The sequence below is a fragment of the Castellaniella defragrans genome (assembly GCF_014203015.1).
Taxonomy (GTDB): domain Bacteria; phylum Pseudomonadota; class Gammaproteobacteria; order Burkholderiales; family Burkholderiaceae_B; genus Castellaniella; species Castellaniella defragrans.
Genome location: NZ_JACHIB010000012.1, coordinates 23,636 through 39,281 on the forward strand (window position 1 = coordinate 23,636; position 15,646 = coordinate 39,281).

Annotated in this window: 13 protein-coding genes; 6 read left to right on the plus strand and 7 right to left on the minus strand. The window is 71.4% G+C overall.

Annotation, left to right across the window (positions count from 1 at the left end; genetic code table 11):
• Window positions 1–159 precede the first annotated feature (159 nt).
• Both HNR28_RS10820 and bfr read left to right on the plus strand, forming a co-directional pair.
• A complete protein-coding gene (locus tag HNR28_RS10820) occupies window positions 160–411 on the plus strand; it encodes a (2Fe-2S)-binding protein (protein ID WP_043679430.1) in 252 nt (83 codons plus the stop codon).
• A gap of 126 nt (window positions 412–537) precedes the next feature.
• Complete coding sequence (bfr, locus tag HNR28_RS10825; RefSeq protein ID WP_043679427.1) at window positions 538–1,002, plus strand: bacterioferritin; 465 nt, start codon at window positions 538–540, stop codon at window positions 1,000–1,002.
• A gap of 60 nt (window positions 1,003–1,062) precedes the next feature.
• Here bfr and HNR28_RS10830 read toward each other — a convergent pair whose 3' ends face one another.
• The 4 genes from HNR28_RS10830 to HNR28_RS10845 form a co-directional block, all read right to left on the minus strand.
• Entirely contained in the window at window positions 1,063–1,692 is a 630-nt protein-coding gene (locus tag HNR28_RS10830; protein WP_043679424.1) for a hypothetical protein, read from the minus strand.
• Window positions 1,693–1,833: 141 nt separating this feature from the next.
• The gene (locus tag HNR28_RS10835) at window positions 1,834–3,432 is read right to left on the minus strand and encodes a peptide chain release factor 3 (RefSeq protein ID WP_043679421.1); all 1,599 of its coding nucleotides are present in this window, start codon (window positions 3,430–3,432) and stop codon (window positions 1,834–1,836) included.
• A gap of 36 nt (window positions 3,433–3,468) precedes the next feature.
• Window positions 3,469–4,101 carry a LysE family transporter gene (locus tag HNR28_RS10840; protein WP_043679418.1) on the minus strand — a complete coding sequence of 211 codons (633 nt, stop codon included), beginning with the start codon at window positions 4,099–4,101 and terminating at the stop codon, window positions 3,469–3,471.
• A gap of 46 nt (window positions 4,102–4,147) precedes the next feature.
• Window positions 4,148–5,617 (minus strand): DEAD/DEAH box helicase, encoded by a 1,470-nt coding sequence (locus tag HNR28_RS10845; protein ID WP_043679415.1) that lies wholly within the window; start codon window positions 5,615–5,617, stop codon window positions 4,148–4,150.
• Window positions 5,618–5,927: 310 nt separating this feature from the next.
• Between HNR28_RS10845 and HNR28_RS10850 the strand changes: the two genes are divergently transcribed.
• Window positions 5,928–6,542, plus strand: coding sequence for a LemA family protein (locus HNR28_RS10850; RefSeq protein ID WP_043679412.1), 615 nt, complete (start codon window positions 5,928–5,930; stop codon window positions 6,540–6,542).
• 55 nt (window positions 6,543–6,597) lie between these two features.
• Window positions 6,598–7,695, plus strand: coding sequence for a TPM domain-containing protein (locus HNR28_RS10855; RefSeq protein WP_162177834.1), 1,098 nt, complete (start codon window positions 6,598–6,600; stop codon window positions 7,693–7,695).
• Between the two features lie 96 nt (window positions 7,696–7,791).
• Here HNR28_RS10855 and HNR28_RS10860 read toward each other — a convergent pair whose 3' ends face one another.
• The 3 genes from HNR28_RS10860 to rpoN all read right to left on the minus strand — a co-directional run bounded on the left by HNR28_RS10860 (window position 7,792) and on the right by rpoN (window position 12,120).
• A complete protein-coding gene (locus HNR28_RS10860) occupies window positions 7,792–9,318 on the minus strand; it encodes a GTPase/DUF3482 domain-containing protein (protein ID WP_043679409.1) in 1,527 nt (508 codons plus the stop codon).
• Window positions 9,311–10,705: a DUF2868 domain-containing protein gene (locus HNR28_RS10865; RefSeq protein ID WP_052355515.1), complete on the minus strand. Its 1,395-nt coding sequence runs from the start codon at window positions 10,703–10,705 to the stop codon at window positions 9,311–9,313. The genes HNR28_RS10860 and HNR28_RS10865 overlap by 8 nt, the downstream gene beginning before the upstream one ends.
• Before the next feature lie 62 nt (window positions 10,706–10,767).
• Entirely contained in the window at window positions 10,768–12,120 is a 1,353-nt protein-coding gene (gene rpoN, locus HNR28_RS10870) for an RNA polymerase factor sigma-54 (RefSeq protein WP_043679406.1), read from the minus strand.
• A 37-nt stretch (window positions 12,121–12,157) separates the two neighbouring features.
• Here rpoN and HNR28_RS10875 point away from each other — a divergent pair, with 37 nt between their 5' ends.
• On the plus strand, window positions 12,158–12,700 hold the full coding sequence (locus tag HNR28_RS10875; RefSeq protein ID WP_043679403.1) for a hypothetical protein: 543 nt from the start codon (window positions 12,158–12,160) through the stop codon (window positions 12,698–12,700).
• A gap of 354 nt (window positions 12,701–13,054) precedes the next feature.
• A complete protein-coding gene (locus HNR28_RS10880) occupies window positions 13,055–15,229 on the plus strand; it encodes a TonB-dependent receptor plug domain-containing protein (protein ID WP_151025343.1) in 2,175 nt (724 codons plus the stop codon).
• Window positions 15,230–15,646: the final 417 nt, after the last annotated feature.

Consider the following 15,646-nt stretch of genomic DNA (forward strand, 5'->3'; position numbering starts at 1 on the left):
GATTCTATTATTAATGAGAACCATTATCAATCAATATTTCGGCAATCGGCAAGGGGCGGACATCCGGGCGAACATCCGGGATTGTCCGGACGCAAAGGACCGCCGGAACGCCGCGCGCGGGGCTTGCCATCCCAAATAAAAAGGATGATAATAATTCGCATGTATATTTGTGTATGCAACGCGATCAGCGAGCGCCAGGTCCAGGACGCCATCGCACAAGGCGCGTCGGATCTGGGCGATCTCCAGGCCCAGCTGGGCGTGGCGACCTGCTGCGGCCATTGCGCCGAGACCGCGACGGAATATCTGCCCGGCGGCCGCTACGCGGCCGACGTGGGCCCCGCCGCGGCCGGGCTGATCGGGCAGGTCGAAGTCACCGTCCTGTCGCGCACCGCCGTCCGCCGCGTCGCCTGAAGCCGTCCCTCTCCGGACCGCGCCGTCCTTTCCCGCCCCCGGTTTCCCGGGCGCGCGGGTCGTGCTAGCCTTGTCATTTCGACCTGTCCGATTCCGGCCGGGCCGCGCACCAAGGAGGCACAGGCCATGAAAGGCGACAAAACCGTCATCCGCTATCTGAACCAGCAGCTGAAAAACGAGCTTTCGGCCATCAACCAGTATTTCCTGCACGCGCGCATGCTGCGCCACTGGGGCTTCGAGGCGCTGGGCGAACACGAATACAAGGAATCCATCGGCGAGATGAAGCACGCCGACCTGCTGATCGAACGCATCTTCATGCTCGAAGGCCTGCCCAATCTGCAGGACCTGCACAAGCTGCTGGTGGGCGAGAACGTGCCCGAGATCCTGGCCTGCGACCTGAAACTCGAAACCGCCGCCCAGGCCACGGTCAAGGAAGCCATGGCCTACTGTGAATCCGTGCAGGACTTCGCCTCGCGGGACCTGTTCCTGACCATCCTGAACGACACCGAGGAACACATCGACTGGCTGGAGACGCAGATCGGCCTGGTCGAGCAGCTCGGCCTGCAGAACTACCTGCAATCGCAGATGTGATGGTCACGGCGGCCCCATGGGGCCGCTGCGGGGCGGGTCCGGGCCGCGCCCCGGCTGCGTTCAGAAACCCGATTTCTTCGCCGGGCAGTCGGCGACGCGGCCCCAGGCGTCGTGGGGCTCGCAGTATTTGTTGCGCGCCGCCCAGGCGCACGAAGGCCGCGAAAAGAAGCCCAGCGCCTCGCAGGCCTTGAGTTCGGCCTGGAAGGCGGCCTGCCACTGGCCGTCGGCCGCGGCGGCCTGGGCCGGCGGCGGAGGCGGCGGCGTGGTGACGTCGATGGGCTGCACCACCTGGCTGGCGCCCAGGCCGCCGAACTGCGCGATGCCCTGCAGGCCGTCGCCCAGCTGGTTCTGGGAGGCCAGGGCGATGGCCTCGTCCATGGAAATCGTGGTGGTCGCCAGGGCGATCGGCCGGCCGTCGTCCATCAGGGAGTCCGGCTGCACCTTCCAGTCGACGGGCGGCGCCAGTTCGGGCACCCCCAGGCGGCCGTCGGGCAGCACCTGCGGGGCGGAGGCGACGTAGGGCTTGCCGTTGGCGTCCAGCACGGCGGTCTGGTCCAGCTCGGGATGCGGCTTGGGAATCTGGATCTGGGCCGGTCCGTGAGCGATCAGCCAGTCGCCCAGCTGCAGGCCGCCCCAGGCGGACGCGCCCGCAGCCAGCAGCAGAAAAGCGAAAATCAGACGCCAGGACATGGACGGATCGCCTCGTCGATCAATGCGATTTCTGCATTGTATAGGATGCGATCGGAGTGGCCGGGGGCCCCTCGCGTCCCCGCCGGGGACCGCGCCCCCTGGAGGCGCCGTCCTCCCCGGAGCGTCCCGGCGGCGGGAAGGCTATGCAAAAACCCGCCCCGCATGCTCGCGCATGGTGTGGAATTCGATGTCCGGATAGCGCTCCTGCGCGACCCGCAGCTGGGCGGGCGAGCTGGCCAGGAAGGCGACCGCGTCCACCACGTCGTGGGCGATGTTGGCGGCGTTGGCGTCCATGAATTTCTTCAGCGCCTTGGGATCGGGGCTGGTGATCCAGCGCGCCAGGCTGTAGCGCGAGGGCATCAGGCGGGCGTCCACGCCGTATTCGGTCTTCAGGCGGTGGGCGACCACCTCGAACTGGAGCTGGCCCACCGCCCCCAGCAGCAGCGCGCCGCCGGCGGCCTCGGGGCGGAACACCTGGATGGCGCCTTCCTCGCCCAGCTGCGTCAGGCCGGTGCGCAGCTGCTTGGTGCGCAGGGGATCCTTGACCTCGACCGCCTGGAACAGTTCCGGCGCGAAGAACGGCAGGCCCGTGAAGGTCAGCGATTCGCCTTCGGTCAGCACGTCGCCCAGCTGCAGGATGCCGTGGTTGGGGATGCCGATGATGTCCCCGGCGTAGGCTTCCTCGACGATCTCGCGCCGCTGCGACAGGAAGGACACGACGTTGTTGGGGCGGATTTCCTTGCCGTTGCGGGCGACCTTCAGGCGCATGCCGCGCTCGAACTTGCCCGAACTGACGCGCACGAAGGCCACGCGGTCGCGGTGCGCCGGGTCCATGTTGGCCTGGACCTTGAACACCACGCCGGTGAACTTGGGCTCGGCCGGCAGCACGCTGCGCTCCAGCGCGGCGCGCGGACCGGGCGCGGGCGCCAGTTCCACCAGGGCGTCCAGGACCTCGCGCACGCCGAAGTTGTTGATCGCCGAACCGAAGAACACGGGCGTCTGGCGGCCCGCCAGGAAGGCTTCGGGGTCGAAGGCCGGCATGGCGCCGGTGATCAGCTCGATTTCCTCGGCGGCCTTGGCGTGGGCGTCGCCGAAGCGCGCCGCCAGTTCCGGATTGTCCAGCCCTTCGATGGTCTCGTCGTCGTCGCGGTGGCGCTCCGAGCCCGGGCGGAAGACCCGCATCCGGTCGTGGCGCAGGTCGAACACCCCGCCGAAGTGGCGCCCCATGCCCACCGGCCAGGAAAACGGGATCGCGTCCATGCCCAGGTGGCCCTCGATCTCGGAGAGCAGGTCCAGCGGCTCGCGCACCTCGCGGTCGAGCTTGTTGATGAAGGTGATGATGGGCGTGTTGCGCGCGCGGCAGACCTGCAGCAGGCGGATGGTCTGGGGCTCGACGCCGTTGGCCGCGTCGATCACCATCAGCGCGGCGTCCACGGCGGTCAGCACCCGGTAGGTGTCTTCCGAGAAGTCCTGGTGGCCCGGGGTGTCCAGCAGGTTGATGACGCAGTCGCGGTATTCCATCTGCATCACCGAGGACGCCACAGAAATGCCGCGCTGCTTTTCGATCTCCATCCAGTCGGACGCCGCATGGCGGCTGGCCTTGCGTGCCTTGACGCTGCCGGCGATCTGGATGGCGCCCGCGAACAGCAGCAGCTTTTCGGTCAGGGTCGTCTTCCCGGCGTCGGGGTGGGAAATGATGGCGAAAGTGCGTCGGCGGGCGACTTCTTCGGTCAGGCTCATGGAAAGTTCGGGTGGGGCTTCGGTGCGTGAAGCACTTCAGTGCTTGTGGCTGAAGGAGGCCAGGACGGTGCCGGCCAGGATGAACATCGAACCGAACCCTCGGTTCAGCCAGCGGATGTGGCCCGGCTTGCGCAGCATCCGGAGGATCCGCGAAGCCAGCGAAGTATAGCAACTCATGGCCACCAGGTCGGTGAAGCACAGCGTGGCGCCGATCAGGAAATACTGCAGCGGCAGCGGCCGGCCCAGGTCCAGGAACTGCGGCACCACGGCCAGCAGGAACATGGTGCCCTTGGGGTTGGTGATGTTCACCAGGTAGCCGCGCAGGATCTGGTCGCGCACCGGGTGCGCGCTTTTGGGCGGGCGCGCCTCGACCGCCACCGGCGCCGCGTCGGTGCGGAACTGCCGCACCCCCAGGTACACCAGGTAGACGGCGCCGATCCACTTGACGACCGTGAAGGCCAGCTCGGACGTGGCCAGCAGGGCGCCCACGCCCAGCGCCACGATGACCAGCTGGCAGACGATGCCGGCCTGCAGGCCGAAGATGGTCCAGGCGCCGTGGCGGAAACCGTACTTCAGCCCCGAGGCCATGGCGCAGATGGCGCCGGGGCCGGGCGAGAACGAAATCGCCCAGGCTGCCGCGAAGAAAGCCAACCAGGTGGACAGGGCCATGCGGGGTCTCCAGTGCTTCGGTGCGCCGGTGCGCCGGCGGCCCGGATCAGTCGGCCTTGTGCAGCAGCGCGGGACGCCCGGACGAGGCCGGACGCGCCTCGCGGCGCGGGGCCTGGGGCGCGCCGCCTTCGCGGGCCGGCCGGCCGCCCGGGGCGCGGCCGCCGCCGGTGCGGCGGGCGTCCGGGCCGGAGCGCCGCTCGGTCGCCGCCGCGGCCGGGGCGGGCCTGCGGCCGTCGCGGCCGGACGATTCGCGCCGCCCGCCGTCGCCGCGCCGGCCGCCGTCGCTGCGGCCGCCGAAGCCTTCGCTCTGAAGGCGCGCGAGGGCGCGCTTTTCCCGGGCGTCGGGCGCGGAATCGGCGGTCGCCATGGCCGGGTTCCAGCCTTCCACGGTGATCGGTTCGATGGTCTGCTTGATCAGGCGCTCGATGGCGCGCAGCAGCTTGATCTCGGACGAATCCACCAGCGACAGGGCGGAGCCGGTGCTGCCGGCGCGGCCGGTGCGGCCGATGCGGTGCACGTAGTCCTCGGGCACGTTGGGCAGCTCGAAATTGACGACCTGCGGCAGCTGGTCGATGTCCAGGCCGCGGGCGGCGATGTCGGTGGCCACCAGCACGGCCACCTTGCCGTCCTTGAAGCCGGCCAGCGCCTTGGTGCGCGCGGCCTGGCTCTTGTTGCCGTGGATGGCGGCGGCGGTCAGGCCGTCCTTCGACAGCTTTTCGGCCAGGCGGTTGGCACCGTGCTTGGTGCGCGTGAACACCAGCACCTGGTGCCAGCCGCTCTCGCGGATGATGTGGCTGAGCAGGTCGCGCTTGTGCGCCTGCTCGGTCATCACCACGCGCTGGCTGACCAGCTCGGAGGCGGTGTTGCGCCGGGCGACGGAGACTTCGCCGGGATTGCGCAGGATGCCCTGGGCCAGGCCGCGGATCTCGTCGGAGAAGGTGGCGGAGAACAGCAGGTTCTGGCGCTTGGCCGGGAGCAGCTTCAACACGCGGCGGATGTCGTGGATGAAGCCCATGTCCAGCATGCGGTCGGCCTCGTCCAGCACCAGGATCTCGACGCCGGACAGGTCCAGCGTCTTCTGCTGGGCGTGGTCCAGCAGGCGGCCCGGCGTGGCCACCAGGATGTCCAGCGGCTTTTTCAGGGCCGCGATCTGGGGATTGATGTTGACCCCGCCGAACATCACCATCGAGCGCACGGCCGTGTGCTTGCCGTACAGGCGCACGGATTCCTCGACCTGGGCAGTCAGTTCGCGCGTCGGGGTCAGGACCAGCACGCGGGGCCGGCCCGGGCGCTGGGCGGCGGCGGGATGGCTCAGCAGGTAGTGCAGGATCGGCAGCGTGAAGCCGGCGGTCTTGCCCGTGCCGGTCTGCGCGGCGGCCAGCAGGTCGCCGCCTTCCAGCACGCGCGGGATGGCCTGGGCCTGGATTGGCGTGGGGTGGGTGTAGCCCGCGTCGTGGACGGCGCGCAGCAGGGGTTCCGCCAGGCCGAGCGAGGCAAAGGTAATCGAAGTATCCAAGAAAATGACTCCAGCGACCGCCTATCGCTCGAGTCGAGTGATACCAATCGAGGCCGACGTATGAAGAAGTGTCAGGGGAGATGCCGCCGCCGCGCGAAACGCCCGCCGGGGCCGGGGATGCCGCGCGGCGACTGGTAGGCCGCGCGAAGCTGACGATTATAGCGTGACTCCCGCCGCGCGCGGCCGTGCCGTGGCGTCCTGACCACGGTCCCGCGGCGAAAGAAATCTCCGGTCCGCCCCGGCCGTGGCGCCCGGCCGCCCGTAAAATGAAGCCATCCGCCCCGGCCGGGGCGCCACACGAGAGGCCCGGATGCTCCGACGTTATCTGAACCTGGCTGCGCTGGCAGCCCTGACGCTGCTGCTCTCGGGCTGCGGCTACAACGAAATCCAGCGCCAGGACGAGCAGGTCAAGGCGGCCTGGTCCCAGGTCCTGAACCAGTACGAACGCCGCGCCGACCTGGTGCCCAAGCTGGTGTCCTCGGTCAACGCCTACATGGTGAACGAGCGCACCGTGCTGCAGCAGGTCACGGACGCGCGCGCCCGGGTCGGCCAGATCCGCATCGGCGTGGACGACCTCGACGACCCGGCCCTGATGGCGCGCTTCGAGCAGGCGCAGGGCGCCCTGTCCTCCAGCCTGTCGCGCCTGCTGGCGGTGTCGGAAAACTATCCCCAGCTGAAAAGCGACGGCCTGTTCCGCGACCTGATGACGCAGCTCGAAGGCACGGAAAACCGCATCGCGGTGGCGCGCGAACGCTACGTCGGCGCGGTGCAGTCCTACAACCTCACGATCCGCCAGTTCCCCACGCTGATCACGGCGCGCGTGTTCGGCTACCAGCCCAAGGCCCAGTACGGCCTGGACAAGGCCGACGCGGTCATGCGCGACCCCGAGGTCAAGTTCGACCTGCCCCAGGGACAGGGCAAATGAGCGCGCCGGGCCGCTTCCGCCGCGCCTCCCGGGCGCGCGGCGCCGCGGGGGCGCCATGATGCCGGGCCGTCCGGCATTGCGCCGCCGGCTCGCGGGCGGCCTGCTGGCGCTGGGGCTGCTGGCCGGCATGGCCGGGGCGGGCAGCCCGGCCTCGGCCGCCGGCACCGCGGCCGCCTCGGCACCCGCGCCCACTGCCGCACCCGCCGCCTCCGCCGCCGCCCGAGGAGCCGCCGCCGAAACCGCCCCCGCCGCCGCGGCCGCCGCGCCGGACCGGACCGCGCGGACCGCTGCACCGGCCTCCCCGGCCACTGGGGGCCCGGCCGCCGTCCCGGCCTGGACCGGGCCGGTCATGGACCAGGCCGGCGCGCTGACGGCCGAACAGGTCCGCACGCTCGCCGCGCAGGTCCGGGCGCTGGAAAAGGCGCACGGCTCCCAGCTCTTCGTGCTGCTGGTGCCCACCACCGGCGACGAGTCGATCGAGCAGTACGCGCGGCGGGTCTTCGACCAGTGGGCCGTGGGGCGCAAGGGCATCGACGACGGCGTGCTGCTGCTGGTGGCCGTGCGGGACCGCCGCCTGCGCATCGAGGTCGGCTACGGGCTCGAAGGCGCCGTCACCGACGTGGACGCCGGGCGCATCATCCGCGAACGCATCACGCCGCGCCTGGCCGAGGGCGACGTCTTCGGCGGCCTGGAGGCCGGCGTCTCGGCCCTGTCCGGCCTGATCGCGGGCGAGCCCCTGCCGCCCCCCGAATCCTCCGAGGACGGCGGGCTCGACGAGCGCGTGATGTTCCTGCCCCTGACGTTCTTCGCCCTGGTGATGACGCCCCCGATCGGCGCCCTGCTGCTGGGCGGCTTCGTGTTCGTGCTCACCGAAAGCCTGCTGTGGACCGCCCTCGGCGCGCTGGCGGGGCTGGCGCTGGGCATCCTGGGCCGGGTCCTGCACATCCCCGACCGGCTCGCGCGCGGCCGCGGCGGCCGGGGCGGCGGCCGGGGCGGCGGCCGCGGCGGCGGCCGCGGCGGCGGGGGCGGTTTCGGCGGCGGCTTTGGTGGGGGCGGCGGATTCGGCGGCGGAGGCGGATTCGGCGGCGGCTCCTCGGGCGGCGGCGGAGGCGGCGGACGCGGGGGCGGCGGCGGCGCGTCCGGCAGTTGGTAAGCGGCGTGGCAGCCGGCAGCTGACAGCCGGCGGGACGGGACCGCGGGCCGCCGCGGCGCGCGTCCGACCCGCCCCGCGGCGGCCGCCGGGCCTGCGCTACAGGGCGGCGAACAGCGCCTGCGCCATGGCGCCCACCAGCGCCTCGCGCCGGGCGTCGGGCGCGGGCTCCTCGCCGATCGAGGACCATTCCGGATGGCCGCGCACCTCGTCCAGCATGCGCTGCACGTCGGGCGGCAGGCGGCGCAGGGGCTCGGGCACCGCCGCGGCCGCCGCGTCTTCCGGCGCGGCCGGGACGCCCGTACCCGTACCAGCACCCGTACCAGCACCAGCACCCGCGCCGGCATCCGCCGCCGCTTCGGCCGCGGCGGCGGGCTCGGGCGGCGCCTGCCGCGCCAGCAGGTCGCCGTCGATGGGCCGCATGGCGGCGTGCCCCCGGCATTCCAGCGCCCGCACCAGGGCCAGCTGGCGCAGCCCCAGCAGGTGCAGCACCGGATCGTCCACCGTCATTTCCGTATTGCCCGCCAGCCGGCCCACCAGGCGCTTGCCCCACTGGCTGGCGCCCTGCCACGCGCCGCCGATGGCGGCCCCCAGCAGCGCGGCGGCCCCCAGGCTCAGGCCCCCGGTCAGCACGTCGATGGTGGCCCCGGCCATCGCGCCGGTGGCCATGCCCTTGCCCACCTGGATGCCGAAGGTGCGCAGGGCCTGGGGGTTGAACAGGTCCATGCCCCAGCGCTCGCCTTCCAGCGGCAGGGGGTGATGGGGAAAGGTCGCCTTGCTGAACCGGTAGCGCTTCAGCAGGGCGTGCACGCAATCCTGTTCCCGGTCGCGGGTGCGCTTGCGCAGCCCCAGCGTGATGGCCGCCATGTCGGTCGGGTCCTGGGAACACGGCAGCCGCAGGGCGGCGGCGTCCACCAGCAGCTCGGCGATCAGGCGCGTGGCGTCCTGCAGCCGGCGCAGGCGCTGCTGGTCCAGGTCCGCGCGCAGGGTCTGCAGGGCGGCCGCATGCTGGTCCAGCATCAGGGCCAGGCGGTCCAGCAGCTGGCCCTCGCCGTCCAGCGCGGGCGCCACCGTGTCGAAATCCACCGTGGCGTGCAGCCCCAGGCGGGCCAGCGCGTCGCGCCAGGCGGTCGTGTCCGACAGCGCCGTGCGGGTGAAGTTCAGCACCGGCAGGATGGGGCGGCCGCAGGCGGCCAGCAGCATGAGCTCGTCGCGGTGCTTGGGCAGGACCGGATCGCGGGTGTCGATCACGTACAGGGCGGCGTCGGTTTCCAGCACCGTGGCGAGGACCCGGCATTCCTGCTCGAAGCGGCCGGCGGCCTCCGGGCTGTCGAGCAGCCGCCGGATGCGCTCGGGGCCGTCGTGCCTTTCCTGGGGCGGGGACAGCTGGTCCAGGTAGTCCAGCACGCCCATGGCGTCCTCCAGGCCCGGCGTGTCGCGCAGCACCAGGATGGCCTGGCCGGTCTCGGTCAGCAGCTGGGCGCTTTCGACGTGGCGGGTGGTGCCGGGGCGGTCCGCGACCTCGCCGAAGGACTCGTCGCGCAGCAGCGTGCGCAGCAGCGAGGTCTTGCCGGTATTGGTATGGCCGACAACCGCCAGGTCGATGGGGTTCGAGGCGTCAGTCATGGCGGGGGCTTCCGATGTATTCGAGCCAGCCGTTCAGGCTGGGGATCCGGGGAACGGACTGTTGCGTCAGGGTGTCCTGCCAGGCCTGCACGCGCTGCGGCGTGCCGCCCAGGCACAGGGCGCGCAGATCGGGGCAGGACCGGCGCAGTTCGTCGAGCCAGGCGGCGGCGCCCCGGTCCGGGGTCAGGCGCGCGTCGCAGACGAACAGCAGGTGCGCGGGCGGAGCGCGCAGCAGCGCGCGGATGCGGGCGCGGTCCTCGCGGCTGTCGCAGCGGCCGAGATCGGCCACGCCGGCCGGCAGGCCTGCCGGCGGCCAGGCGAGATCGGGCCCCAGCTCGTAGGCCAGCACCGCCGCCCGGCCGTCCTCGGCGGCGGCCGGCGCCGCGGGAGAAGCCGCCGTGGCCGCAGCCGGGGCGGGACGGTCGATGCCCAGGCTGGCATGAGTGGGCAGCAGGCGCTCGCGCAGGTCCAGCCAGCCCGGCAGGCTCGGGTCCACCGCCAGCCGGGCGCGGCGCCGCCGCAGGAGCAGGATGCAGGCGGACAGCGCCAGCAGCCGCGGCAGCAGCCCCCAGACGACGATGCAGCCGATCAGCCACAGGGACCAGTCGGCCTGGACGCCCGCGGCCAGCGGCTGCGCACCCAGGCTGGCGGCGATCTGGACGTCGTCCGGCGCCGGGAAGCCCAGCAGGCCGGGCAGATGGCCCAGTGCGCGGGTCGCGCCGACGAAGGCTTCGGGCGACAGCAGGGTGGTTTCCCAATGGAAGGTGTAGCGGCGCGTACTCAGCAGCACGATCAGCGTGGGCACCGCCCCCAGGAAGGCGGCCGTCCAGGCCCCGTGGCTGATCAGCCCGATGGCGGTCTTCCAGGCCCGCGCCCGCCCCAGCAGGGACAGGAAGGCCTGGGCCGCCAGGGCGGCGTCCGGGCCCCGGACCAGGCGCCGCGTCAGCCAGAGCCACAGGCGCGACAGGGCGGTCGAATCGGGCAGCCCCGGCAGCCAGCCGGCCAGCCAGATGAGGAAGGTGAGCGCATGCAGGCCCAGCAGTCCGAGCAGCGCCAGCGCCAGATTGACCTGGCCCTGGCCCAGGACGGCGGCGGCCGTGCCGATGCCCGCCAGGCAGGCGCACAGCCACAGGGCGGCCAGCGCCCAGCGGGCGCCGACGGCCCACTGGACCAGGCGGTCATGCAGTTCGCCGTGTTCGACCAGCCAGGCGGCCCGCGCCAGGATGCGCTCCTGCAGGTCGGGCGGCCGGCGCAGGGCGGCCTGGCAGGCGGCGCGGTCTTCCAGCGGCCCCCAATGGGCCTCCCGCAGGCGAATGGCTTCGGCCTGCCAGTGCTGGAGCAGCGGACTGGCGGCGCGGGCATCGGCGGCGGCGGGGCGGTTCCACATGGGGAAGCGGGTGGGTGAAAAGAGGATGATACCGAGTTTTACCGGATCCCGGCGGGCCCGCTTCAGGCGTCCGCGGGCCCGCGCGCCTTGCGCACGCTGGCCGGCGGCACGCCCATGGCCTCGCGGTACTTGGCCACGGTCCGGCGCGCGATCACCACGTCCTGCTCGGCCAGCATCTGCGCCAGCCGCATGTCGGACAGGGGCTTGCCCGCCGGCTCGGATTCCAGCATCGCGCGCATCAGCGCCTGCACGGCCAGCGCCGAGGTGTCCTCGCCCGAGCGGGTCTGCACCCCCGTGCCGAAGAAGAACTTCAGCTCGTGCACGCCCCAGGGCGTCTGCGCGTATTTCAGCCGCGTGGCGCGGGAAATGGTGGATTCATGGAGTTCCAGCGCCTGGGCGACTTCCCGCAGCGTGAGCGGCCGCAGCGCCGCGACCCCGGACTCCAGGAACGCCCGCTGATGCCGCGCGATGGTTTCGGCCACGCGCAGGATCGTCTGGCGGCGCTGGTCCAGGTTGTGGATCAGGCTGCGCGCCTGGCGCACCCGGTCGCGCAGTTCGGGCGACAGGTCCTGGCCCGCCAGGGCGTCCGCCAGCTCGGGATTCAGGCGCAGACGCGGCTCGATGGCGGGATTGAGGCTGACCCGCCAGCCGTCCGCCGCGCGATGGAACAGCACGTCGGGCACGATGTAGTGGACGGGATCGGTCTGCCAGGCGCCGGCCGGCCGGGGGTCCAGGCGCCGCAGCGCCCGGTGGGCGGCGTCCAGCAGCGCGCGGTCGCAGCCCAGCGCCTCGCACAGCCGCCCCCAGCGGCCCGCGCCCAGGTCTTCCAGGTGGTCCGTCAGGCGGCGGGCGCAGGCCAGCACGTCCGCGGGCCACTCGTCGGCGCGGGCGCGCAGCTGCAGCCGCAGGCATTCGGGCAGATCGCGCGCGCCCACCCCCGCGGGATCGAAGGACTGCAGCAGGAACAGCGCCGCGCGCCATTCCTCGTCCTCGACCGCCAGTTCCGGCGGCAGGCCGGCGTTCAGCGCCGCCGGATCGAATTCCAGGTAGCCGCGTTCGTCGAGCTCGCCCATCAGCCGCACCACCAGCAGACGGTCGCGTTCGGTGGCGCGGGTGGCGTGCAGCTGCTGCAGCAGGTGATCGATCAGGCTGGGCGGCTGGCTCGGCTCCAGCGGATCGTCGGGCAGGGCGGCGCGCGCGGGCTGCGACCACAGACGGTCCAGCCGCTCGGCCTGGGCCGCCGATTCGGGCTCCGGCGCGACGGCCTCCAGCAGCGGATTGTCGGCCAGCGCCTGGGCGATCTCCTGGTCCAGTTCCTGGGACGAGCATTGCAGCAGGGCCAGCGCCTGGCGCAACTGTGGCGTCAGCGTCAAATGCTGATGCTGGCCCAGCTCCAGGGAGGGTTGCGCGCGCATGTTCAATCTAACGCATGTTCAATCTAAAATACGACTCATGAAACCGGAACGAAACGAATCCTCCAGCCGCCGGGACCACAGCCTGCTGCGCAAGGTCCTGCTCAAGCTCACCGCCACGTCCAGGATCCTCGCGGCCGCCCTGGTCGTGGCGGTCGTCCTGATCTGGTATGACGTGCTGAACCGGCTGCTGGCCTTCGGCAACGGCATCGATTATGCCGGAAACCACATCATGGGGGCGGAAGCCACCGCCCTGCTGCAGCGCTACAACCCCTACTTCTGGGGCGCGCTGGCCACGCTCGGCTCGCTGCTGCTGGCCTACCTGACCTGGCTGGCCGTGCGCGCCATCCTGGCGCGCGCCCGCCTGCGGCCCGTCGATTCCGCCTCCTTCCAGCAGCTGGCCGACCAGCTCTCCGGCGCCACGCTCGACGTCCTGCTGTGGGCCTGGCAGACGCGCGACGAACCCCTGCGCGTGGGCGACCTGATGCTGGCGCGCGACGAACTGTCCGCCGGCCGCGCCGCCCGCCTGCACCGCGCGGCCGAACAGCTCGCCATCCTGGAAAACGCCCGCCAGCGGCGCTGAGCCGCACCCCTGCGGCGGGCGGCGGGTCCCGCACATCCCGCATACACCGCGCATGTCCCGCACGCCGCGGGCCGGCGGCCGGCCCGCAGGTCCGGGATCAGGCCGCATTCAGGCCGGATCGTTCCGGACCGAGCCGGATCGAACTGGATCGGGTTGTGTCGAGGCGGATCCTCAAGCCCGCCCAAGATAATGATGATAATAATTCTCATAATCATTGATTAATGCAATCGCATTCTCTATAGTGTGTGGGTGTCCGGGCCGCCTTGCCGCCGCCCGGTGTTTCCCGCTTTCTCCTCACGAGCCATGATCGCGTCCCGCCCGTCCTGTCACTGATCCACACAGGGAAATCACAACATGAACCATGCGATCATGGGCCGGGGAGAAGCATCCGCCGCGCTGCGCGTCGGCGCGCGCGCACTGGCGCTGGCCTTCAGCCTGCCACTGGCCGGCGCGGCCTGCGCCCAGTCGAGCGGCACGCAGCAGGCCACCTGGCTCGACACCATCACCGTGACGGGCACGCGCACCGAAACCTCCGTCAGGAACAACCCCGCCTCGGTCTCCGTCGTCGGCCAGGAGCAGCTCGAACGCCAGGCGCCGGAAAGCATCGCCGACCTGGTGCGCGACGTGCCCGGCGTCGAGGTGGTCGACGCGTCCGCGCCAGGCATGAAGCGCCTGCGCATCCGGGGCGAATCCTCGCACCGCGTGACCATCCTGGTCGACGGCCAGGAAATCACCGACCACAGCGACTACGGCACGCCGATCCTGGTGGATCCGGCCAACGTCGAGCGCATCGAGGTCATCCGCGGGCCGGCCTCGGTGCTGTACGGCGCCAAGGCCATCGGCGGCGTGGTCAACATCATCACCAAGCGCGGCGCGCCCAAGCCCATCCAGCTGGAAGCGGGCGGCAGCTACTACTCGGGCACGCGCGGCTGGCAGGGCTGGGCCGCCGTCTCCGGCACCGTGGGCGATTTCGACTACCGCCTGTCGGGCAGCGCCGACCGCCACCACGACCGCCAGGTGCCCGAAGGGCGCTACACCCGGAGCGGCACCCTGGACGGCTCCAGCTACCGCGACAGCGACATGGCGCTGCACCTGGGCTACACCTTCGGCCAGAAGCGCAACCACTACCTGGCGCTGAAGGCCGAGCAGCACCTCCTCGCCACGGACAGCTGGACGGACCCCGACTACGTGCAGGGCTCGATCCGCGATTTCAGCATCGACCTGCCCAAGCGCGACCTGCGCAAGGTCGGCCTGTACTACGACGCCAAGGACCTGAGCCCCGTGGTGCGGAAGATCCACGTCGACGCCTACCGCCAGACCGTGGACCGCCTGTTCGAGAACCGGGTCGAGGTGCAGCCGACTTCCTTCATGAACGTCAAGAACACCGCCACCTCGGACGATCGCAACCTGAACTACGGCGGCACCGCGCAGGTCGATCTGGCCTTGCACCCCGACCACTACACCATCGCCGGCCTGCAGTACCTGATGGACGACCTGGACACCAGCAAGAACAGCATCACCACCACGACCACCCGGCCGCCCATGCCGATGCCGGGCACGCGGACCACGACCAGCCCGACGCATACCCGCGCCTCGATCCAGACGGCCTCGGTGTTCGCCCAGGACGAATGGTCCTTCGCCCGGAACTTCAAGCTGACCGCGGGCCTGCGCTACTACCACGTGAGCTCGAACCTGGACGACACCACCAATGCCGCCCTGGCGGGCCAGGACGACAGCACCACCAACCGCCTGGTCAAGTCCCTGGGCCTGACCTGGAGCGGCCTGGAGCACACCACCCTGCGCGCCCTGTATTCCGAGGGCTACACCATGCCGACCCTGGCGCAGATGTACTCCGACACCACGGCCGGCAGCGGCTCCCTGACCCGCGCCAACCCCGGCCTGAAGCCCGAGACCTCGCAGAACTACGAAGTGGGCGCGCGCTACCAGAACGCCGGCGTGGTCCTGGACGCGGCCGTCTTCTACACCCGGGCCAAGGACTACATCGGCACGACCTCCTGCGCCGCCGCGGGCACCTGCCCGGCGGGCTACGCCGCGAGCGACCGCACCTACGTCAACGCCGACCGCGCCGACACCCACGGCATCGAACTGATCGCGGAATACGCGCTGCCCGGCACCAGCTTCACCCCCTACGTGACCGGTGCCTGGACGCAGCGGGAGCTGAAATACCCCACGTACTCGACCAAGGACAGCGGCGTGCCGGCCTTCTCCGGCCGCGCGGGGGTGCGCTACGACACCACGCTGTACGGCGCCGAGGTCTGGGCCGACCTGTTCGTGCGCGCCGCCACGCCGGTCAAGGAAACCACGCTGAGCGGCGGCGCCCTGTCGACCGAGCGCCTGCCGGGCTGGGGCACGCTGAACCTGGCGTTCGGCGGCACCCACGGCAAGGACCGCAAGGTGCAGGTGGGAGTGCAGCTCAACAACCTCCTGGACAAGGAATACCGCTCCGCGTTCGACGTCCTGCCGGGCACCGGCCGCAGCGTGGAAGTCACCCTGCGCACGACCTTCTGAGCCCGCCGGTCCGGGCCGCCCGCGTTCCGCGGCCCGGACGGCGGACCGCGAACACCGCCGCCGGGCCGGGGCAGGTTCGCATCCACGCGAGCCGCCTGATCGTGCAGGGCGCCGCGCGCCCGCGGGCCGGAGCGTACCGTTGCGCCGAGGCCGCATCGGCGGCTGGAACCCGCCCGCCGGCCGGGCGGATCCCCACGGATCCCTACGGAACCCTTGCCAGGAAGCCGGAAATATGTTTGACTTCCATACATGAACTCCACGCGCGCTTCCTTCCGTGACATCCCGCAGCTCTCCGCTGCCGGGCGCGCGCGTCCGTCGTTCTCCTCCCTCTCCCTGTCGGGTCTACTGCTGCTAGCGATCGGTTGCCGGGCCTAGCGCCGCGTGGCAGTTCGGCAGCCTGTTTCGCCACACCCTCGC